20 protein-coding genes, 1 tRNA gene and 5 pseudogenes are annotated in these 19,066 nt (G+C 73.1%); 18 read left to right on the plus strand and 8 right to left on the minus strand.

Annotated features, from left to right (window positions below):
- From ACFV4P_RS15930 to ACFV4P_RS15985, 12 genes and pseudogenes are all read left to right on the plus strand, one after another.
- Positions 1-291 (plus strand): annotated as a pseudogene (locus tag ACFV4P_RS15930) (IS982 family transposase); the annotation flags it as partial.
- A gap of 29 nt (positions 292-320) precedes the next feature.
- Positions 321-673 (plus strand): annotated as a pseudogene (locus tag ACFV4P_RS15935) (hypothetical protein).
- A gap of 5 nt (positions 674-678) precedes the next feature.
- Positions 679-1,649: pseudogene (locus ACFV4P_RS15940) on the plus strand (FtsK/SpoIIIE domain-containing protein).
- A 94-nt stretch (positions 1,650-1,743) separates the two neighbouring features.
- Positions 1,744-2,436, plus strand: a pseudogene (locus tag ACFV4P_RS15945) (DUF2637 domain-containing protein).
- A gap of 13 nt (positions 2,437-2,449) precedes the next feature.
- Positions 2,450-2,641 carry a mobile element transfer protein gene (locus ACFV4P_RS15950; RefSeq protein ID WP_380471442.1) on the plus strand — a complete coding sequence of 64 codons (192 nt, stop codon included), beginning with the start codon at positions 2,450-2,452 and terminating at the stop codon, positions 2,639-2,641.
- A gap of 217 nt (positions 2,642-2,858) precedes the next feature.
- Complete coding sequence (locus ACFV4P_RS15955) at positions 2,859-2,981, plus strand: hypothetical protein (RefSeq protein WP_380471443.1); 123 nt, start codon at positions 2,859-2,861, stop codon at positions 2,979-2,981.
- Positions 2,969-3,259 carry a hypothetical protein gene (locus tag ACFV4P_RS15960; RefSeq protein ID WP_380471445.1) on the plus strand — a complete coding sequence of 97 codons (291 nt, stop codon included), beginning with the start codon at positions 2,969-2,971 and terminating at the stop codon, positions 3,257-3,259. The genes ACFV4P_RS15955 and ACFV4P_RS15960 overlap by 13 nt, the downstream gene beginning before the upstream one ends.
- Entirely contained in the window at positions 3,259-3,399 is a 141-nt protein-coding gene (locus ACFV4P_RS15965; RefSeq protein ID WP_380471447.1) for a hypothetical protein, read from the plus strand. Before ACFV4P_RS15960 ends, ACFV4P_RS15965 begins: the two co-directional genes overlap by 1 nt.
- A gap of 84 nt (positions 3,400-3,483) precedes the next feature.
- Positions 3,484-3,861 (plus strand): annotated as a pseudogene (locus tag ACFV4P_RS15970) (GGDEF domain-containing protein); the annotation flags it as partial.
- 37 nt (positions 3,862-3,898) lie between these two features.
- Positions 3,899-4,714, plus strand: a complete 816-nt coding sequence (locus tag ACFV4P_RS15975; protein ID WP_380472026.1) for a replication initiator — start codon at positions 3,899-3,901, stop codon at positions 4,712-4,714.
- Positions 4,715-4,751: 37 nt separating this feature from the next.
- Positions 4,752-4,886 carry a helix-turn-helix transcriptional regulator gene (locus ACFV4P_RS15980; RefSeq protein WP_380471449.1) on the plus strand — a complete coding sequence of 45 codons (135 nt, stop codon included), beginning with the start codon at positions 4,752-4,754 and terminating at the stop codon, positions 4,884-4,886.
- On the plus strand, positions 4,886-6,265 hold the full coding sequence (locus ACFV4P_RS15985) for a tyrosine-type recombinase/integrase (protein ID WP_380471451.1): 1,380 nt from the start codon (positions 4,886-4,888) through the stop codon (positions 6,263-6,265). The genes ACFV4P_RS15980 and ACFV4P_RS15985 overlap by 1 nt, the downstream gene beginning before the upstream one ends.
- A gap of 174 nt (positions 6,266-6,439) precedes the next feature.
- On the opposite strand, the gene ACFV4P_RS15990 is transcribed toward ACFV4P_RS15985, so the two are convergent.
- Positions 6,440-6,520, minus strand: a tRNA-Tyr gene (locus ACFV4P_RS15990).
- 215 nt (positions 6,521-6,735) lie between these two features.
- On the opposite strand from ACFV4P_RS15990, the gene ACFV4P_RS15995 reads away from it, so the two are divergent.
- The 3 genes from ACFV4P_RS15995 (at position 6,736) to ACFV4P_RS16005 (ending at position 9,618) form a co-directional block, all read left to right on the plus strand.
- Positions 6,736-7,224 carry a YajQ family cyclic di-GMP-binding protein gene (locus ACFV4P_RS15995; protein ID WP_380471453.1) on the plus strand — a complete coding sequence of 163 codons (489 nt, stop codon included), beginning with the start codon at positions 6,736-6,738 and terminating at the stop codon, positions 7,222-7,224.
- 107 nt (positions 7,225-7,331) lie between these two features.
- Complete coding sequence (locus ACFV4P_RS16000) at positions 7,332-7,916, plus strand: hypothetical protein (RefSeq protein ID WP_380471455.1); 585 nt, start codon at positions 7,332-7,334, stop codon at positions 7,914-7,916.
- Between the two features lie 217 nt (positions 7,917-8,133).
- The gene (locus ACFV4P_RS16005) at positions 8,134-9,618 is read left to right on the plus strand and encodes an alpha/beta hydrolase (RefSeq protein ID WP_380471457.1); all 1,485 of its coding nucleotides are present in this window, start codon (positions 8,134-8,136) and stop codon (positions 9,616-9,618) included.
- A 134-nt stretch (positions 9,619-9,752) separates the two neighbouring features.
- Here ACFV4P_RS16005 and ACFV4P_RS16010 read toward each other — a convergent pair whose 3' ends face one another.
- Both ACFV4P_RS16010 and ACFV4P_RS16015 read right to left on the minus strand, forming a co-directional pair.
- Positions 9,753-13,034, minus strand: coding sequence for a BTAD domain-containing putative transcriptional regulator (locus ACFV4P_RS16010; protein WP_380471459.1), 3,282 nt, complete (start codon positions 13,032-13,034; stop codon positions 9,753-9,755).
- Between the two features lie 76 nt (positions 13,035-13,110).
- Positions 13,111-13,548, minus strand: a complete 438-nt coding sequence (locus ACFV4P_RS16015; RefSeq protein WP_380471461.1) for a hypothetical protein — start codon at positions 13,546-13,548, stop codon at positions 13,111-13,113.
- Between the two features lie 127 nt (positions 13,549-13,675).
- Here ACFV4P_RS16015 and mug point away from each other — a divergent pair, with 127 nt between their 5' ends.
- Positions 13,676-14,248, plus strand: coding sequence for a G/U mismatch-specific DNA glycosylase (gene mug / locus ACFV4P_RS16020; RefSeq protein ID WP_073808353.1), 573 nt, complete (start codon positions 13,676-13,678; stop codon positions 14,246-14,248).
- Here the strand turns inward: mug and ACFV4P_RS16025 are convergent.
- Together ACFV4P_RS16025 and ACFV4P_RS16030 are read right to left on the minus strand one after the other, a co-directional pair.
- Positions 14,234-15,004, minus strand: coding sequence for a phosphotransferase enzyme family protein (locus ACFV4P_RS16025; RefSeq protein ID WP_380471463.1), 771 nt, complete (start codon positions 15,002-15,004; stop codon positions 14,234-14,236). The genes mug and ACFV4P_RS16025 overlap by 15 nt on opposite strands.
- 82 nt (positions 15,005-15,086) lie before the next feature.
- A complete protein-coding gene (locus tag ACFV4P_RS16030; protein WP_380471465.1) occupies positions 15,087-15,488 on the minus strand; it encodes a YccF domain-containing protein in 402 nt (133 codons plus the stop codon).
- A gap of 272 nt (positions 15,489-15,760) precedes the next feature.
- Between ACFV4P_RS16030 and ACFV4P_RS16035 the strand changes: the two genes are divergently transcribed.
- Positions 15,761-16,000, plus strand: coding sequence for a DUF397 domain-containing protein (locus ACFV4P_RS16035; protein WP_073807859.1), 240 nt, complete (start codon positions 15,761-15,763; stop codon positions 15,998-16,000).
- 176 nt (positions 16,001-16,176) lie between these two features.
- Positions 16,177-17,079 carry a helix-turn-helix domain-containing protein gene (locus tag ACFV4P_RS16040; protein ID WP_380471467.1) on the plus strand — a complete coding sequence of 301 codons (903 nt, stop codon included), beginning with the start codon at positions 16,177-16,179 and terminating at the stop codon, positions 17,077-17,079.
- Between the two features lie 9 nt (positions 17,080-17,088).
- On the opposite strand, the gene ACFV4P_RS16045 is transcribed toward ACFV4P_RS16040, so the two are convergent.
- The 3 genes from ACFV4P_RS16045 to ACFV4P_RS16055 form a co-directional block, all read right to left on the minus strand.
- Positions 17,089-17,901 (minus strand): SAM-dependent methyltransferase, encoded by an 813-nt coding sequence (locus ACFV4P_RS16045; RefSeq protein WP_380471469.1) that lies wholly within the window; start codon positions 17,899-17,901, stop codon positions 17,089-17,091.
- A gap of 180 nt (positions 17,902-18,081) precedes the next feature.
- Entirely contained in the window at positions 18,082-18,522 is a 441-nt protein-coding gene (locus ACFV4P_RS16050) for a hypothetical protein (protein ID WP_073807854.1), read from the minus strand.
- A 161-nt stretch (positions 18,523-18,683) separates the two neighbouring features.
- The gene (locus tag ACFV4P_RS16055; RefSeq protein WP_380471471.1) at positions 18,684-18,872 is read right to left on the minus strand and encodes a hypothetical protein; all 189 of its coding nucleotides are present in this window, start codon (positions 18,870-18,872) and stop codon (positions 18,684-18,686) included.
- Between the last annotated feature and the right edge of the window lie 194 nt (positions 18,873-19,066).

Here is a 19,066-nt window from a genome sequence, read left to right on the forward strand (position 1 = left end):
CGCGCCTTCGAACACGAACTCGCCGAGTGGGGCGTCCACCTGCTCCGCCCGGCCCGCAAGGGCGAACCCGAGCGGGCCGGAGCCAGGCTGTTCAAGCCACTACGACAGGTCATCGAGTCCGTCAACCACACGTTCAAGGCCCAGCTCGACCTCGAACGCCACCAGGGCCGCACACCGGCCGGGGTGATGGTCCGCGTCCTGCAACGCATCCTCGCGCTGACCTCGGCGATCTGGCACAACGACCGGACCGGTCAGCCAGTCATGCGCTCGCTGACCGCCTACGACCACTAACCCTTCGCATCATTCATCTAGAGGGGAAGATCGGCCATGGCACCTTCAAGATCGACACTTCGACCGCCTTCGTCTTCGTGGTCGTCCCGCCCGCGCCCAAGCTGGTGAGCAAGCAGACCGGTGAGGTCGCCATCGACCGCACGACCGGGGTCTGGATGCTGACCGTCGACCTGACTATCGCGGATGAGGGCCAGGCGAACCTCTACACCGTCACGGTGCCGGAGACGGGCGTCTCGGAGGGGCTGGGTATCGGGATGCTGGTCGCGCTGACCGGACTCCGGGCCGGTCCTGCGAGAACGAGTTCAACGGCCAGAAGCGGCACGGGATTTCCTTCCGTGCGGCGGCCATCATGTCCCTCGTTCCGGCCCCCGTGAACGGCTGACGGCGGTGTCGGATCTGCTGATGCTGGCCGAGGTCGGAGCTCCGGCCGCCGCTCTGGTCGGTGGTGCGGCGTACGCCCGGATCAAGGTCCCGGCGGCGTACTGGACGACGGTCGGACTTCCGGCTGCTGCGGCTCGGTTCGCCGAGACCTACGGCAGCACCATGGATGTCTGCGGCCTGACGGTGGAGCCCTCCCGGCTCCGGGTCCTCCTCCTGCGGGCCACCACGCGCCGGGAGATCCGGCCGGTGCCGCCGAAGATCCGCAGGGTCCGGCCGACCATAACCGGCCTGCGGGTCCGCCTCCGGCTGGCCCCGGGGCAGGAGCCCGCCGACGCGGTAGCCTCGGCCGAACGCCTGCGGCACGCCTGGGAAGTCCACGCCGTCAACGTGGTCGTGCTCACGCCGGGCTTGGTCGAGTTGCGGATGACCGGCTACGACGTGCTCCGCAAGGTGCGGATGCCGCGCCGACTGCCGGCCAGTGAGCTGCCGGTGCCGGTGGCGCTACGGGGAGACGGGACGGCTTTCGTCCGGGACTACCGAGCGGTGCCCCACTGCCTCACCCTCGGTGCGACGCTCTCCGGCAAGTCGGTGTACCTGCGCAACCTGATCGCCCAACTCGCCTGGGCAAGGGTGCCACCCTGCTCCGCGCCCAGCTCACCGGCCGGGTGGTCCACCGTGTGAATGACAAGCCGACCGCCGAGATGGGCCTCGGCGACATCTCGCCGGAAGCCTCGTTCGCCGCGACCCAGATCGCCCCGGAGGCTCCCGGTGTCGCGGTCGCGGGCGACTCGTCCGGCGGCTGGTCCCGGATTCGATCCCCGTACCTGCCCCTCGCGGATGCGGCCCGCATCTGCCGGGAGAACGCTCAGCTCACCCCGGACCTGCCCACCCTCGCCGCGTTCCGCCCCGCCCGGCTGGTGGTGCCCGCCCCGGGCCTCGGCCCCTCGCTGACGAAGCCGCGGCTGCTGGCCAACTGACCGACCCCGCATCCGCCGGCGCGACCGCATCGCGCCACATCCCTACCCCGTCGCGCCCTCGACCAGGGCGCCGCTCACGGAAGGAGGTCCACCGATGCGCCCGCCCCGACCGGACGCCGTCCTCGTCCAAGCCGCCATCGCCGGGGCCCCTCCTTCGCCCACCTGCACGATCTGGCCGAAGCCGCAGGGCAGTTGGGCTGGAAGGCATGGGCCTACCCGATCTCGGTCGACCTGCTGCTGGCCGCCGCCTGGCACCGCATGCGGACCCTGCGCATCCGGGACCACTGCCCCGCGCGACCTGGACCTGGTTCCTGATCGCACTGGTGGCCTCGCTCGGCGTCAACGTCGCCACCGCCGGACTGCTCGATCCGGGCAACGTCCCGGCCTGGCTCCGCATCCTCGTCGCCGGTTGGCCAGCCCTGGCTTTCTTCGGCGGCACCCTGCTCGCCCACTTCCGGCCGGCACCTCAAGAGGCTCTCGCCGAGCCCGATCCAGCCTGGGAGGTCGATGCCGGTGAAGCTCAACTCCCGCTCTATGAAGCCGAGTCGGACCAGATCGTGGAGCGCCACCAGGACCCGGAAGCCGTTCCGCCCCTGCGCCGGTGCCCGCCCTGCCGGCCGCCGCTCCGGCACCGATCGCCGTCCTGGCCGCGCTGATGGACCACGCCCGCAAGGTCGTTGACGACCACCGGGCCCGCACCGGCACGGCGATGGACACCGACACCCTGCGGGTCCGCCTCGGCGTCCCAGACCAGCTCGCTGATGCCATCGCTGCCCAACTCACCTGACGGAGGTACCCCCATGGCCCGGCCCATCCGCCCGCGCAACGTGATCCGCATCGGCCCCGTGCGGGTCGCCACCCACTACGACGGCCGGGGTCGCGAGAAGCACACCGCCGTCTGCACCGCCCCGCGCTGCGGCTTCTCCGCCGACTACGACTCCCGCGCCGCCGCCGAGATCGCCACCCGCACCCACCGCTGCTCCATCCGCTGACAGGAGACCCGCCATGAACGTCACCCTACCCCTGGTCTTCGTCCTCGGCGCCGCCACCTGGGCCGCGGTGAAGATGCTCGGCCTGCGCCTGGGGTCGTCGTCCTGATCCCCCTCTTCGGCTTCTACGTCGCCGGCACCTTCGTCGCCCCGCTCATCGACCAGACCACTCGTACCGGCGTCAGCGCCGTCTCGCCCGAGTAGAACCGGAGGTACCGCGATGCCCGCCACTCTGCTCCTCCCGGAGACGCTCGGCCTCGACCCGGACGGCGCGCTCCTGGTCGCCGAGATCGAGGCGTACCTCGCCCCCTGCCGCAGACCACCCGCGCGGTGGTGCCGTTGATCTGCAAGTACGGCAGCACGGTGCAGGCCTGGAACGCGGGCTTCCCGGTGCCCCGGCTCACCCAGCTGGACCGGATCGCCCACCGCCCGGCCCGCCCGGTCCCGGTCACCATCGCCGACCACCTGCGGCTGACCTCCCGCTACATCCAGCACGCCGGGTGGCTGCAAGGCGCCCTGTGGGACGACGCCGGCCGCGTCTGCCTCCTCGGTGCCCAGGCCACCGTCCTCGCCCACGGCTGCCCCCCCCCACGACCGTCGGCCGCGCCCGCAATCAGGTGATGCAGCTCCTGCACGCCACCGGACGGCCCGTCAGCTCCCCGGGCGTCTTCAACGACGCCCCGACGACCCGTCAGGGCGACGTGCACCACCGGCTCGACCAGACCGCCGCCCGCGCCCTCGCACTCGCACTCGGCATCTGACCTCTTCCCGTCCGGCCCCGGGGCGGCCAAAGCCGCCAAGCATCCCACCACCCCCGGCCCCGCACCCCGGAAGAACAGTCCGCCATGGACCCCGCCCCGTACGTGGCCGCCGCCGGTGTCCCGCTCCTGGGCTGGAGCGCCCACGGCACCTGGCTCGCCCGCCGCCTGGCCACCGCCCGCCGCGCCCCGCTGACCGGCCTGCTCACCCGCGACGGCTTCACCGCCCGCGCCGAGCGGATGATCCGCGCCAACCCCGGCCGCACCACCGTCCTGCTGATCGACCTGGACGACTTCAAGCACGTCAACGACACCCACGGCCACGCCGCCGGTGACGCCGTCCTGGTCGCCATCGCCGAACGCCTCACCTCCTGGTGCGGATCGGCCGACCTGGCCGCACGGCTCGGCGGCGACGAGTTCACCGCGATCGTCCTGGACGCCGAGCACCGCCTCGCCGACCTGCACACCGCCCTGCACGAACCCGTGCGACACCTACCACCTGATCACCGGCGGCAAGGGCACCCCGGAGACCGTCGACACCCACTCGAGGGTGTTCGCCACCTTCACCGCCCCCAGCTTCGGCCCGGTCCACAACCGGCCCTCCTCCGGCCGCTGCCGCTGCGGCGTCGCCCACCCCACCAACGCCCCTGCGTTGGGTTCCCCGCTCGACCCCGAGCGCTACGACTACGAAGCTGCGGTGCTCTGGAACGGCCACGCCGGCAAGTTCGGGGCCCGCTTCACGATCCTGCTGCGCCGTGCTGTCGCCAGGCGGGCCGGTCTGACGCAGCGTGAGTTCCGCGAGCACGCCCGGATCTCGTTCGGGAAGGTCGCCGAGTACCAGAAGCGCAGCGCGATCCACTTCCACGCCGCCATCCGCCTCGACGGCCCCGAAGGCGGGTCCCAGCTCCCGCCGGCCTGGGCCACCGCCGAACTTCTCGGCGACGCGATCCGCGACGCCACCCGCCGCACCGACATCCCCGGCCCGCACCTCGACGGCCGCGACCACCGCTTCGCCTTCGGCCGCCAGCTCGACATCCGTGCCCTCCGCAGCGCCGACTTCACCAACGCCGCCCAGCTCACCGACCGGGCCGTGGCCGTCTACATCGCCAAGTACGCCACAAAGGGCGCCGAGACTGCCACCGGCACCCTCGACCGGCCGCTCAAGCTCCTCGCCGAGATCGCCACCCTCGACGTTCCTGAGCACGCCCGCCACCTCATCCGCACCGCCTGGATCCTCGGCGCCCGACCCGAACTCGCCGAACTCCGCCTCCGCGTCTGGGCCCACATGCTCGGCTTCCGCGGCCACTTCCAGGCGTGAGCTGTTGCGGCTCCCCGCCGTGCTCGATGAGATCGGCATGTCCCGAGCGGCCTTCTACCGGATGCAGGCCCAAGGCCGGGGCCCTCGGGTGATGAAGCTGCCGAACGGTCAGGTCCGGGTCGACCGGGCCGACCTGAACGCGTGGCTCGCCGCGTGCGAGGTCGCCGCCTGATGCCGACTTCCTTCAAGGTCGCGTTCTGGGACCACCGCCACCGGCCCGACCGCCGCAAGCCCTGGATGGTCCGGTGGACGGTGAACGGCCGGGAGTTCTCGGAGTCCTACCTCACAAAGACCCAGGCGGACGGCCGGAAGGCCGAACTGCTCGTCGCGGCGGCTTCTCACCAGCCGTTCGACACGGAGACCGGCCTCCCGCTCGCGGAGCTCCACCAGCGCCAGGAGGAGCAGAACTCCGTCACTTGGTACCAGCACGGCCGGATTTACGTCGAGGCCCGATGGGACGGCGCCCCGGCCAAGACCCGGACGACCTGGGCGGACGCCCTGGCGAGCGTCACGTTCGAGCTGGTCAAGAGCAAGACCGGCATGCCGGACAAGCTGCTCGTGCGCCGCGCGCTGTACGCCTGGGCCTTCAACGTGAACCGCTGGACCGACGAACCGCCGACGGACGTCGCCAAGGCCCTGACCTGGGTGGCGCGCAACTCGGTGGACGTGTCCGAGTTGGCGGACCCGAAGATGGTCCGCCGTCTGCTCGCCGCCCTCTCGGTGAAGCTCGACGGCACCAAGGCCGCCGCCTCGACCACGCTCCGGAAGCGCCGAATCCTGAACCACGTCCTGGGCCGCGCCGTCGAGGACGGCCTGCTGACCGCCAACCCGCTGCAGTCGGTGCAGTGGCAGCCGCCCCGGACCGACGAGGAGGTCGACCCGGAGTACGTCATGAGCCCCGAGCAGGCCGCCGCGATGCTGGAAGCGGTCGGCCGGCAGGGGCGGCGCGGGCCGCGGCTGGTGGCGTTCTTCGCGTGCATGTACTACGCGGGCATGCGCCCCGGCGAGGTGGTCCACCTGCGCAAGGATCGGTGCGTCTTGCCGGCCGAGGGCTGGGGGAAGCTGAACCTCAACGGCAACAGCCCACGCGTCGGATCGTCCTGGACCGACACCGGTGCCTCCCACGACCCCCGCGGCCTGAAGCACCGGCCGGAGAAGGCCACGCGGCCGGTGCCGATCCCGCCCGAGCTGGTGGCGCTGCTGCGGCAGCACATCGAGGAGTACGGCATCGCGCCCGACGGGCGCCTGTTCCGGACCTTCCGGAACGGCATGGTGCAGGAGAGCGGGTACGGCGTCGTCTGGGCCGCCGCCCGGGCCCAGGTGTTCAGCGAGGAGGAGCAGGCCACACCGCTCGCCAAGCGCCCGTACGACGCCCGGCACGCCGGCATCTCACTCTGGCTGGCCTCCGGCGTGCCGGTGGCCGAGTGCGCGCGGCGGGCGGGGCACAGCATCGCCGTCCTGCTGCGGGTGTACGCGAAGTGCATCCACGGTGACGAGGATCACGCCAACCGACTCATCACCGAAAGGCTCCAGCGGCGGCCCTCCCCGTAGGGCCGAGAATCTGGTCCGCGCCTGGTCCGTAACTACTGGTCAGGACTGGGATTCGGGCGACACAAGGTGAGACAAACCACCCAAAACGACCATCCGGGCGCGGCCGGTGTTCGAATACAACGAAACAGCCCCCGATCTACGTTTCCGCAGATCAGGGGCTGTTTCACTATCCAGTGGCTGGTGCAGGGTTCGAACCTGCGTAGCTTGCGCGACAGATTTACAGTCTGCTCCCTTTGGCCGCTCGGGCAACCAGCCAGGGATGGTGTCTCGTGGGGTGGTGCCCCGTTCGACGTCGTAAACGATACCCGATGTTGGGGGGTGGTCTGCCACTCGTTTCATCACGTGATGATCAAGGTCGGGGCGCGAGCTGTTGCGGGCGGGCGTGCGGGGGGCTGGATAGGCTGGGGCGTCGCCCGCCGGAGGCGGGTGGCGCAGACCGTGCAGCCAGTAGTTCAAGGAGACCAACACCCATGGCCGACTCCAGTTTCGACATCGTCTCGAAGGTCGAGTGGCAGGAGGTCGACAACGCGATCAACCAGACCTCCCGCGAGATCGCCACCCGCTTCGACTTCAAGAACGTGGGCGCCGAGATCAAGCGGACCGGCGAGAAGATCGAGATGAAGGCCAACGGCGAGGAGCGCGTCCGGGCGATCCTGGACGTGCTGCAGACCAAGTTCGTGAAGCGCGGGCTGTCGCTGAAGGCGCTGGACGCGGCGGAGCCGCACCTGTCCGGCAAGGAGTACAAGATCTTCGCCGACATCAAGGAGGGCATCACCACCGAGGATGCCAAGAAGGTGGCGAAGATCATCCGCGACGAGGGCCCCAAGGGCGTCAAGGCCCAGGTCCAGGGCGACGAGCTGCGGGTCACCTCGAAGTCCCGCGACGACCTGCAGGCGGTCCAGAACCTGCTGAAGGGCAAGGACCTGGAGTTCGCCCTGCAGTTCGTCAACTACCGCTGACGCAACGGCAGTAGCACCACCGGCCGGGCCGGCACGGGAGGGCGCACCGGAGAGCCGGTGCGCCCTCCCGGCGTTCGCGGGCCCATCTGCCGTGCCAGGGTGGGGAGATGACACACGGCCTGCCCCTTCCCGACGGGTGGCTCGCGCCGGCCGCTCTGGCGCCGTTCGACGGGAGCGAGGTGTTCCGGGGCGGCGACGCCGGTTCGGTGCTGGACTTCTGGCGGTACGCGATGCCCGACCTGCGGACCAACACCACCCGCGGGCTGCTCGCGGAGTTCCTGGTGCACCGGGCGGTCGGCGCGACCACCCGGAACCAGGAGTGGGAGAGCTTCGACGTGCTGGCCCCGGACGGGCTCCGGATCGAGGTCAAGACCAGCGCCTACCTGCAGGTCTGGGGCCAGCGGGCGCTGTCGCGGATTCAGTTCTCCCGGCTGCGCGGACGCGTCTGGACCCCCGAGGGCGGCACCGCCGCGGAGCCCTCGTACAACGCCGACGTCTACGTGTTCGCCCTGCACACGGCCCTCAGCCACGCCGACTACGACCCGCTGGACGTCGCACAGTGGAGCTTCTACGTGACCTCCCGCGCGGACGTCGCGGACGGGCGGGACAGCGCCGGCCTCGCCACCGTGCGGCGGCTGTGCGGCGACCCGGTCGGGTACCGGGAGCTCGCCGGGCGGATCTCCGCGGTCTGATCCGGCGCGGAGATCCGCAGTCCGACCGGGCCGGGCACCGTGCCGGCGGAACGCCAGCGGAATGCCAGCGGTCCGGCAGCGGGGTGCGGAAACGTCCGGGGTGCCGGGCGGGACGCTGCGACCGAGGGGCGCGGGCGGCCGGCCGGCCGTTGGAGGGAGGGCGTTTCGGATGGCTCGTCGTGGACGTGTCGCGTGGCGGTTGGGGGCGGGAGTCGCCGTGGCCGCGCTGCTGGGGGCGACGGCTCCGGCCGGGGCGGTGGCGCAGACCGTGGCCCGGTTGGCGTGGACGGCGTGCGCGGAGGGCTTCCAGTGCGCGAGCGTCCGGGTGCCGGTGGACTACAGCGAGCCGCGCGGGGCCGGGCTCGATCTGGCGGTCGTCCGGCATCCGGCGGGTGATCCGGCGCACCGGATCGGGTCGCTGTTCTACAACCCGGGCGGTCCGGCCGTGCCGGGGACGGCGGCGCTGCCGCTGATGCTCGACCGGTTCCCGCAGGAGGTCCGGGACCGCTTCGACATCGTGAGCTTCGATCCGCGCGGCACCGGTGGCAGCGCTGCCGTCCAGTGCTTCGACGACCCGGCGGACGAGCAGGCCCTGCTGGCGGGCACCCCGGCCGGCTTCCCGGCGGGCGCGGCGCAGCAGCAGTCCTGGACGGACGCGTACCGCCGGCTGGGCCGGCAGTGCGCGACCCGGCCGCTGATGGCGCACCTGTCCACCGCGAACGTGGCCCGGGACCTGGACCTGCTCCGGCAGGCCGTCGGCGACCGGGACCTCACCTACCTGGGCACCTCGTACGGCAGCTACCTCGGCGCGACCTACGCCAACCTGTTCCCGGGCCGGGTACGGGCCATGGTGCTGGACAGCGCCCCGGACCCGGCGGCCTGGTCGACCGGGCGGGACGCGGACGCCGGCCTCGGGCCGCTGCTGCGCAACCGCAGCGACGTCGCCGCCGGGCGGGTGCTGGACGCCTTCCTCGACGCCTGCGGCCAGGCCGGCCCCGCCGGGTGCGCGTTCTCCGCCGGGATGCCCGCAGCCACCCGGGCCCGGTACGACGAACTGCTGTCCCGACTGCGGGACCGGCCGGTGGTGCTCGGCGGCACCGCGTTCACGGAGGGCGCGACGGTGGAGGCGACGATCGTCTCGCTCTACGCCCCGGCACCCGTCCCCGGCGTCCCCGGCACCGGTTGGGCGCAACTCGGCGCGCTGTTGCAGTCCCTGTGGACGGCGGGCGGCGCACCCGACGCACCCCTGCCGCCGGTCGCCCACCCGTCGCCGGACCAGGCGCTGGCGGTGGTGTGCTCGGACAGCGCCCCGCCACCGGCCGACGCGCGGGCCGCGTCGGCACTCGCCCGGGCCCGCTCGGGCGCGGTCGGCCCCTGGTTCGCCTGGGCCGACGAGCGCTGCGCCGACTGGCCGGCCCGCGACGGCGACCGGTACGACGGGCCGTGGAACCGGCGGACCGCCCGGCCGATCCTGGTGGTCGCCAACACCGGCGACCCCGCGATGCCGTACGAGGGTTCGCAGGCGATGGCCCGCTCCCTGGGCCGGGCCGGGCTGCTGACGGTCGACGGCTTCGGCCACACCGTCCTGGCCAACCCGAGCGACTGCGCGGCCCGTTACGAGGCCCGCTACCTGCTGAACGGCGCCCTGCCCCGCCCGGGCACGGTCTGCATGCCGAACCAGCGGCCGTTCGAACGGAGCTGACGGTCGGCGGAACGGGTAGGGCCGAGGAACAGCGGACGACATCCCGCGATCGTTCAAGTCGCCACCCAAAGCGAGGCCCGCGCGGCGGCTGCGCACTCCGGACGGAGGTCGGCCCCGGAGTCCCCGGCGTCCCGTCAGTCCACCTCCAGGGCGAAGCCCTCCGGGTCGGTCAGTGCCAGCCCGGAATCCCACGCGGCCCGGAACGCGGCGTCCCCGAGGGCGGCGGCGCAGGTGTGCAGGGTGGTGCGGAGCTCCGGGTCGCCGACGTCGTGGCCGCCGCGCAGGGCGTAGGCGGCGGCCAGCGCGGTGGTGGCGCGGGCGGGGTCGTCGAGGGCGAGGCGGTGTTCGGCCCAGGCCTCCAGGACGTCGGCGCGGACCGGGCGGTCCTGGCTGGTGGCGGCCAACTGGAGGGCGCTGCGGTGCAGTTCGGCGGCGGCGGCCCGGTCGTCGAGCTGCCGGTGGGTGCGGGCGAGGCCGGTGTGCGTCAGGGCGAGCAGGTGGAGGCGGGTGGCGGCGGTGGGGCCGGCCGCGGGGAGTTGTTCGAGGCGGTGCAGGGTGTGCCGATGGGCGGCCAGCGCGGCGGTCGGGTCGCCGGTGCGGCGGGCGAGTTCGGCGAGTGCGTAGTGGGCGGCGGCCTGCAGGTGCGGGTCGTGGGCACGTTCTGCGGCGGTGCGGGCGCGTTCGAGGTCGGCCCGGGCGGCGGCGAAGTCGCCGTTCCGGGCGTGGAGGCGCCCGGACAGCAGCAGCGCCACGGGTGCCTCGCCGGTCCCGCCCGTCCCGGTGTCGAGGAGGGCAGCCTCGTCGAGCGCGGCGAGCGCCTCCTCGGCCGCGCCGGTGACGGACAGCAGCGCGGCGAGCGTGACCAGGGCGAGGGCCAGCCCCCAGCGGTCGCCCAGGGCGCGGAAGCCGTCCACCGCGGTGCGCACGGACGCTTCGGCGGGGGCGACCCGCCCCGCGCTCAACTCGACCCGCCCGAGCACGAGTTGAGCGGCCGACCGGACCCACGGGTCGGTGTGCTCGCAGTACTGTCGCGCGGTCACGTCCGGCGGTCCGCCGGCGACCAGCAGCAGGGCGGCGGCGAGGGCGACCGGGTGGTCGGCGTCCCGGGCGGTGGCGAGGGCCGGGCCGAGCGCCTCGGGCGGCAGGGCGGGGCCCGCGTCGCGGAGCGGGGCAGTGAGCAGGTCGAGGATCACGCACCGGGCGTGTTCCTGTTCGAGGCCGGGCGGCGGCGGGGTGGTGCCGTGCGCGGCGAGGGCGGCGGCGGCCTGTTCGCCGGCCTCGTGGGCGCGGCCGCGCATCAGCCAGGGCCAGGTGCGGGCGGCGGCCAGCCGCAGGGCATGGTCGGGCGGCCCGGCGGTGACGGCGCGGTGGAGTGCGGCGTCGAGGTTGTCCTGTTCGGCGTCGAGGCGGGCGAGTTCGGCGGTCTGCCGGTCGGTCCGCAGCAGGGGTTCGGCGTGTTCGGCGAGGTCGAGGAAGCAGCGCAGGTGGGCGGCGGCGGTGCGGTCGTGCTCACCGGCCTCGGCGAGCCGTTCGGCGGCGTGCGCGCGGACGGTCTCCAGCAGCCGGTAGCGGACCGGGCCCGTCCCCCAACCGCCCACCACCAGCAGGGACTTGTCGGCGAGCCCGGACAGCAGGTCCTCGACGGCGGCGGGGTCGGGGGCCGGTCCGGTGGGCCAGTGGGCGGCGCAGACGGTGTGCGTGTCGCCGAGGGTGGCGCCGCCGGCGAAGACGGAGAGCCGGCGCAGCAGGACGCGTTCGTCCCGGTCGAGCAGGTCCCAGCTCCAGTCGATGACGGCGCGCAGCGTGCGGTGCCGGTCGGGTGCGGTGCGCGGGCCCCGGTCGAGCAGGCGGAGGCGGTCGTGCAGGCGGGCGGCGATCCGGTCGGGGGTGAGGGTGCGCAGCCGGGCGGCGGCGAGTTCGAGGGCGAGCGGGAGGCCGTCGAGTGCGCGGCAGATCCGGACGACGGGTTCGGCGGTGTCGTCGTTCAGCGTGAAGTCGGGGCGGGCGGCGGCGGCCCGTTCGACGAAGAGGGCGACGGCGGAGTGCGCGAGGGCCTGCTGCGGGGTGCTGCCGGGTTCGGGGACGGCGAGCGGCCGGACCGGCCAGAGCGTCTCGCCGGGGACGCCGAGCGGTTCGCGGCTGGTGGCGAGCACGGTGAGTCGGGGGGCGGCGGCGAGCAGGCGGTGGGCGAGCCGGGCGGCGTCCGCGATCAGGTGTTCGCAGTTGTCGAGGACGAGCAGGACGTCGCGGCCCTCCAGCGCACGGACGATGCGCCCGGTGGTGTCGCCGGGCGGTTCGCCGGTGGGCAGGCCGCCGGTGAGCGCCCCGGTGTCGGCCGAGCGGCACAGTGCGCTCAGCACCGCCCGGGCCGGGCCGTCGGGGCCGTCGGCGCCCGCGAGTTCGACGAGTCGGACGTCCGTGCCGGCGGGGGCGGGGTCGGCGGCGGCCAGGGCGAGGCGGGTCTTGCCGACGCCGCCGGGCCCGGTGAGCGTCACCAGCCGGGAGCGGCGCAGGCGGTCCCGGACGGCCGTCAGGTCGGCGTCGCGGCCGATCAGCCCGGAGAGCGGGGCGGGCAGCGCGGCGCGCTCGACCGGGGCGGAGACCGGCACGGCGACCGGCGCGGCGAGCGGCACGGCGGCCGGCACGGCGAGCGGCGCAGCGGCCGGGGCGGACGTGCCGCCCAGGACGTGCAGGTGGGCGTCGCGCAGTTCGACGGAGGGGTCGGCGCCGAGCTGCTCGGCCAGCGCCTGCCGGGTGCGGTCGAACACCTCCAGCGCGGCGGCGCTCTGGCCGTTGGCGTGCAGGGCGCGGATCAGGCGGGCGGCGGTCCGTTCGCGCAGGGGGTGGTCGACGCGGAGTCCGGTGAGCTCGGCGACCAGGCGGGGCGGCGCGTCCGGATGGCCGAGGGCGAGCAGCGCGTCGGCGCGGTCCTCGACGGCGGCGAGGCGCAGTTCGGTGAGTCGGGCGGCGGGGGCGGCGGCGAACTCGGCGGTTGCGGCGTCGGCGAACGGTGCTCCGCGCCAGAGGTTCAGGGCCGCGTCCAACTCGGCTGCGGCGCGGGCGTGTTCGCCGGCCGCGAGGGCGGCCCGTCCGGTGGCGGCGCGCTGTTCGAACTCCCAGGCGTCGACGTGCCGGCGGGGCAGGTCGAGCAGGTAGCCGGCGGGGTGCGAGCCGATCGCGGTGCGGTCCTCGCCGAGTGTGCGGCGCAGCCGGGACACCAGCGACTGCACGGCGCCGACGGGCTCGTCGGGCGGGGAGTCGCCCCAGAGGTCGTCGACCAGCCGTTCGCGGGTGACCACCCGTCCCGGGTCGAGGGCGAGCCGGATCAGCAGCAGCCGCAGCCGGGCGCCGCCGGGCCCGTCGGCCGGGCCGTGGTCGTGCACCAGTTGCAGCGCCCCCAGAACGTTGATCCGCACCGTGTCCGCCCCCGTTCGCCCGCCCGACGGTGATCATTCTCGCGCGTCCGGCGGGGGCATCCGCGGCCGGTCCCGGTCAGGCCTCCGGCGGGGCGGTGCGGTGGGCGTCCAGCGCGGCGGTGACGTCGGGCAGGGCCGTGGCGGGGATGTCGAGGGCGTGCAGGATCCGGGCGAGCGGCGCGCCGTCGGCGGGGGTGAGCGGGCCGAGGGTGATGTGGCCGTCGTACCAGAGGGCGGCGCGCCGGCCGGTGGGGTGTTCGGCGTCGATCTCGGCGAAGGCGATCGGTGCGGCCTTGGACCAGCCGGCGATCCGCCGGGCGAATCCGGAGGGAAATCGTTTGAAGTCGTAGTCGGGCGCGTTGGACGGCTGTTGCAGCGCGTCGTGGAGTGCGTCCGTCATTGGGACCATTGCCAGCCCGTGGGGCAGGCGGGTGATCCGCGCGATCGGAAGTTCGGCCGCCACGACGGTGATCAGCTCATCGGTGGCGATCAGGGCGTTCAGTTCGTATGGCACCACCCCATTCTCCGTCCCAAATGTCATCAGGTCTGGAAAACAATCGAACTGGCTATCCATCCGATATACCGGGCATGAACGTATCAAGTGCGCGCGCCCGCCGGCGCGGTGCGGCAGAGTGGTCCGGGTGACCCGCACTCCCCGGCCCCGCCCGACCCCCGAACAGCTCGCCGCCGCCCAGGACACCACCATCCCGGACGTGTCCGGGCCGGGCCTCACGGTGCTGTTCTGCGGCATCAACCCCGGCCTGTGGTCGGGTGCCACCGGCCACCACTTCGCCCGCCCGGGCAACCGCTTCTGGCCGGCCCTGCACCGATCCGGCTTCACGCCACGGCAGTTGGGGCCCGAGGAGCAGGACGAGCTGCTCGCGCTGGGGCTGGGCATCACCAACGTGGTCGCCCGGACCACCGCGAAGGCCGCCGAACTGACCGCCGAGGAGTACCGGGCCGGCGGCGAGGCACTGGCCGCCCGGGTGCGGCGGCTGCGGCCGCGCGCCCTCGCGGTGCTCGGCATCGGCGCGTACCGGGCCGCGTTCGGCCGCCCGAAGGCGGCGGTCGGCCGGCAGCCGGAGGGCATCGGCGACACCGAGGTCTGGCTGCTGCCGAACCCGAGCGGGCTGAACGCGCACTACACGCTGGACGGGATCGCCGCCGAGTTCCGCACCCTGCGCGAGCACCTGGCGGCGTCAGCCGTCGAGTAGCGCCCGCTCGAAGCGGTCGCGCTCGCGCAGCACGTACGCGGCGTCCGACAGGTACATCAGGTGGTGCCCGTCGGCCAGGTGCGAGGCGAACGCGGCGTTGCCGGCGGCGGCTTCGGCCCGCATGTGGTCGACCAGCGCGTGCAGCCGGGCCGCGATCGCGTCCACCAGCCCGGCCCGCCCGGCCGCGTCGAGCCCGTACGCGTCGCAGAACTCCCGTGCGCGGGCCGCCTGTTCGTCCGGGGCGCCGAAGCCGTCGGCGTTCCCGGGGGCGGTGGTGGGCGTCCAGCGGTAGACCGCGTACGCGACGTCCCACAGCCGGGGGCCGGGGTGGGCGGTGTCGAAGTCGATGACGCCGACCACCTGTTCGCCGTCCAGCACGCAGTTGTGCGGGGCGTAGTCGCCGTGGCAGACCACCTCGACGGGTTCGCGGACGGGCAGCATCCAGCCCTCGGCCGTGTATCCGGCGGTGGCGTCGTGCAGCGCCCGCAGCACCCGGGCCGCGCTCAGCAGCGCGGTGCGGGAGGCGGCGGCGGGGGTGGCCGGGTAGTCGGAGACCTCGCCGGGCAGGAAGTCGAGGATCTCCCGCCCGTCCGCCGTCAGGCCGTGGAACGCCGGCGCGGCGGTGAACCCGTTCGCCCGCAGGTGCCCGAGCAGCCCGTGGACGGCCGGGGACCAGGGCCCGGTCGGCCGCAGCACGCGGTCACCGACCCGCTCCACCCGGTTGACTCCGCCGACCAGGATCTCGCGCTCCGCCATGCACCCGCTCCTCCGCCGCCACAGCCTTCCGGGACCGGACGGTTCTACCCCGGCCCCGGGCGGCTGCCAACCGCTTTTCCGATCAGCGGGCGCCGAAGCCCTCGTCGGAGCTGACCACCTCGCGGCCGAGCGGGGTGAGCGAGATCGGCACCATCTTCAGGTTCGCCCAGCCGAACGGGATGCCGATGATCGACAGGAACAGCGGGATGGACGTGACGATGTGAGCGATCGCCAGCCACCACCCGGCGAACACCAGCCAGATCACGTTCCCCACGCAGGACGGTGCCCCGGCGTCCGCCCGCACCACGGTGGTCCGGCCGAACGGCCACAGCATGAACCCGGCCAGCCGGAACGACGCGATGCCGAACGGGATCGTCACGATCAGCACGAAGCAGATGATCCCGGCGAGGGCGTACCCGATCGCCATCCACAGGCCGCAGAACAGCAGCCAGATGACGTTGAGCAGGAAGTTGATCAGCTTCATGCCTCCAGCGTCCCACGGTGGGCCCGCACCGGTCGACCCCTCGCGACGCCGCATCACGCAGTTGATTCGATCAGGCTCTGATAACAAGTGTTCAAATATCGTCGCGATTCACTCCATCAGGGAATGGCGCGCCCCGATTCCGACAGTGAATGATTTCGTCTCGCCCGAGCCGCGCAATTTCGCGCGGGATTGCGCAGGGCCACCCACCGGAGCCCCTCCGGACACTCGGAGGGGCTCCGTCGGCGCGGCCCCATCAACAGGAGGTGCCTGGTATGAGCGAGTACACCAACGGCATGGCGGCGGACCTGATCGAGGCGAAGACGCCCTGGGTGAAGGCCCGGCGCAGCTCGAACGTCGGCCAGTGCGTGGAGATGCGCAAGATGGACGACGGCCGGGTCGCCGTCCGGCACAGCCTGGACCCGTCGGGGCCGGCGCTGATCTTCAGCATCCAGGAGATCGCCGCATACCTCGACGGAGCACGTAACGGCGAATTCGATCACATGGCCATCTAATCGCACTAGCTGACGACTTTCCATTTCATGGGCTTGTCGCCACGTCCCCCTTGGATCAGCTATTCTCTCCTTCCCAAAAAGGTTGGAATAATTGGCTCAGGGGGGATTTCATGTCCGCAACCGGACGTGATGGGGACAGCGGGAACATCGTTCCGTTCCGGCGACCGCAGCCCGAAGTGACCGAGGGCGATTCCTGGCCGCTGCCGGCCCTGCTGCTCGGCGCGCGGCTGAAGACGCTCCGCGGCCGTCGGCCGCAGAACTCGCTGGCCAAGAAGACCGGCTACTCCCCCACGCTCTACTCCCGGATCGAGGCGGGCGCGGTCCGGATCGACAAGCCCGAGGCGATCGCGCTGATCCTCAAGGAGCTGGGGGTGCCGGCCGGGCCGGAGTTCGACCAGCTGATGAGCCTGGCGCGGGACGCCTCCGTCCCCGGCTGGGCGTCCTCGTTCCGCACCGCCTACCGGGACGCGGTGCCCGAGTCGATGGTGCGGCTGAGCGAGCTGGAGAGCCGGGCCACCAGCCTGTACTCGGTGGAGACCGCTTTCGTCCCGGGCCTGCTGCAGAGCGACGCCTACCGCACGGCGGTCACCGAGTGGACCCTGCTGCCCAGCCAGCGGAATCTGGCGTCGCGGGTGGTCGAACTCCGTACCGCGCGGACCCGCCGGTTCTTCGCCGCCGAGCCGCCGCGCTCGGTGTTCTTCCTCCGTGAGAGCGTGCTGCGTCAGGTGATCGGCTCGCGCGAGCTGATGGTGGAGCAACTGGAGCTGCTGCTCACCTACGTCGAGACGCCCCGGATCGGCGTGCGCATCATCCCGATGGATCTGCCGCTCGCCCTGCAGGTGTCCTCGGTGACGCGGATGGACTTCGAGGACCAACTCTTCGCGGTGCCGTCGGTGATCTACAACGAGTGGGCCGGACGCGGCGACTACTACCGGGGCCCGCTGGACGGCGAAGCCTCCTCCAGCGAGTTCAAGGACCTCCACTCCGTGACCGACACGGCCGCCCGCCTGGCACCGGGCCGCGAGGACAGCCGTCGCCTCATCGTCGAGGCCCTGAAGGCCCACCGCTCACACCTGTAGCCCGCCCGCTCACTCCACGGTGGCCAGCCCGCCGAACTCGACCCAGTCGTCGTCGGCCCGGCGGATCTGCGGCACGTCCTCGGCCATCCACCGCGCGACGTCCAGCAGCCCCGGCTCCTGGACGGTCAGCCGGTCGACGTCGAAGAAGCGCCGGACCTCCTCCTCCGTCCGCACCCGCCCCCACCGCCCCCCGGTCCGCTCGGCCATCAGGCCGGTCACCTGCCGGCGGATCCGGGCGTTCCCGCTGACCAGCTGGCAGGCCACCACCACGCTGCCCGCAGCCAGTTGACGCACCGTGCGCTCGATGACCGCGCGCGGGTCCTTGCTGTCCGGAAGGCAGTGCAGGACGGAGACGAACAGCGCGGCGACCGGCAGCGAGAAGTCGATCCGGCCCTGCACGCCCGCCCGGATGTCCTCGGTCTCCACCAGGTCGGCGGGCAGGATCGTCACGTTCGGGTTCTCGTCCAGCAGGGCGCGCCCGTAGGACAGCACCATCGGGTCGTTGTCGATGTAGACGACCTTGCAGTCCCCGTGCACGGCCTGGGCGACCTGGTGCACGTTCCGCCGGGTCGGCAGGCCCGAGCCGTGGTCGAGGAACTGCCGGATGCCGTACCGGGTGGCGATGTGCCCGACCGCCCGGACCAGGAACGCCCGGTTGCTCCGGGCCAGTTCGCGGGCGCTCGGCACGATCCGCAGCAGCTCCTCGCCGGCCAGCCGGTCGGAGTCGTAGTTGTTCCGGCCGCCGAGCAGCCAGTCGTGCATCCGCGCCGTGCTGGGCCGGTCCGGGTCGAACTGCGGAAACGCTCCTGCGCTCTCGGTCACGCCACTGACCCCCATGCTCGAACTCCGCACCGCCGCAGCAATTCTGATGGAACGTCACATCTTTGGCGGCGCGCGGCATGCGAAAGTACTCGCAAGGGTGAAACAACCCTTGCGAGTATGGCGAAGCATGGCGAATGCAGCCCCGTCATGCGCTACGGGGCCGCGCGCCATGCGCCCGGTTCAGGCCTCGGCACCCTCCGTCCCGCCATCGGCCAGCAGTCTCCTCGCCGCCATCAACTGGACGTGCAGCTGCGGCTCGTGGAGCCCCATCAGCCCGGCCGCCTCGCGCGGCGCCATGCCGAGCCGCTGGTGCAGCAGCGCGGCGTCGGCGACCCGGTCTGGCAGCGCCCGGTGCAGCCGGTCCAGCCGGAGGTCGCCGGTCTGCCGGCCGGCGAGCGTGACGCTGTCGCACAGCACCCGCCAGGTGAACGCGGCCGGGTCGTCGTGCAGCGCCTGCGTCCAGCTCAACTCGGCGCGGCGCAGCACCTGTTCGACCACCCGACAGGCCAGCACGCCGTCGCCGAGCCGGGCCCGGGCGTACGCCTGGTAGCTGTGGCGGTGGAGTTGGACGAACGCGGCGTAGCCGGAGTCGGCTGTCGCCGGTGTACGCGAACGGGACACCCGGGGCTCCTTCGACGTCGGCCCAGTGCGGGCGCGGGCGCGGCGGGGTGGGGTGGATCAAGCCGTGGCTCAAGCCGTGGCTCAAGCGGCGGATCGAGCAGGGAGTCGAGCAGTGGATCGAGCGGGTGGCGCGCGCCGGAACGCGCGCCACCGGCACCGGGTCAGCGCAGGTCGACCCAGGACCACTCGACGTAGGCGTCCCGGCAGAGCCGCAGCAGGCCGAGCACCAGCGCGGCGCGCTCCCACTCGATCGGGCCTGCGGCGGAGACCGCCCAGACCAGCACCGGGACCACCAACAGGGCCCGCGACCGGGCCGCACCACGGACGGCGCGAAGTCTGCGCAATCCCACGCCCGGGCCGTCGGCCCTGCTAGCGTGGGCAACTTCGGGAAGCGTCGAGCGTTCCCGGGAGGGTCGGTCATTCACAGGTGTGCTACCTCCTCTGATCGGCCCGCACCGCCTCGTCCGGTGTGCCAGCACCGGGCGGGGCAGCCCCGCTCCCGGGGGTGGCCTTGCAGCAGAATCTACCGGCCGCGAGCGGCCGA

Origin of the sequence: Kitasatospora sp. NPDC059795, from assembly GCF_042732175.1 — a bacterium.
In the GTDB taxonomy this organism is placed as follows: domain Bacteria; phylum Actinomycetota; class Actinomycetes; order Streptomycetales; family Streptomycetaceae; genus Kitasatospora.

Coding starts and splice junctions, on each gene's coding strand:
- ACFV4P_RS15950 (WP_380471442.1), top strand. CDS start 2,450: ATGGCCCGGCCCATCCGCCCGCGCAACGTGATCCGCATCGGCCCCGTG.
- ACFV4P_RS16030 (WP_380471465.1), bottom strand. CDS start 15,488: ATGAAGCTGATCAACTTCCTGCTCAACGTCATCTGGCTGCTGTTCTGC.
- ACFV4P_RS16025 (WP_380471463.1), bottom strand. CDS start 15,004: ATGGCGGAGCGCGAGATCCTGGTCGGCGGAGTCAACCGGGTGGAGCGG.
- ACFV4P_RS15955 (WP_380471443.1), top strand. CDS start 2,859: ATGCCCGCCACTCTGCTCCTCCCGGAGACGCTCGGCCTCGACCCGGAC.
- ACFV4P_RS16000 (WP_380471455.1), top strand. CDS start 7,332: ATGACACACGGCCTGCCCCTTCCCGACGGGTGGCTCGCGCCGGCCGCT.
- ACFV4P_RS15995 (WP_380471453.1), top strand. CDS start 6,736: ATGGCCGACTCCAGTTTCGACATCGTCTCGAAGGTCGAGTGGCAGGAG.
- ACFV4P_RS16035 (WP_073807859.1), top strand. CDS start 15,761: ATGAGCGAGTACACCAACGGCATGGCGGCGGACCTGATCGAGGCGAAG.
- ACFV4P_RS15985 (WP_380471451.1), top strand. CDS start 4,886: ATGCCGACTTCCTTCAAGGTCGCGTTCTGGGACCACCGCCACCGGCCC.
- ACFV4P_RS15965 (WP_380471447.1), top strand. CDS start 3,259: ATGCAGCTCCTGCACGCCACCGGACGGCCCGTCAGCTCCCCGGGCGTC.
- ACFV4P_RS15980 (WP_380471449.1), top strand. CDS start 4,752: ATGTCCCGAGCGGCCTTCTACCGGATGCAGGCCCAAGGCCGGGGCCCT.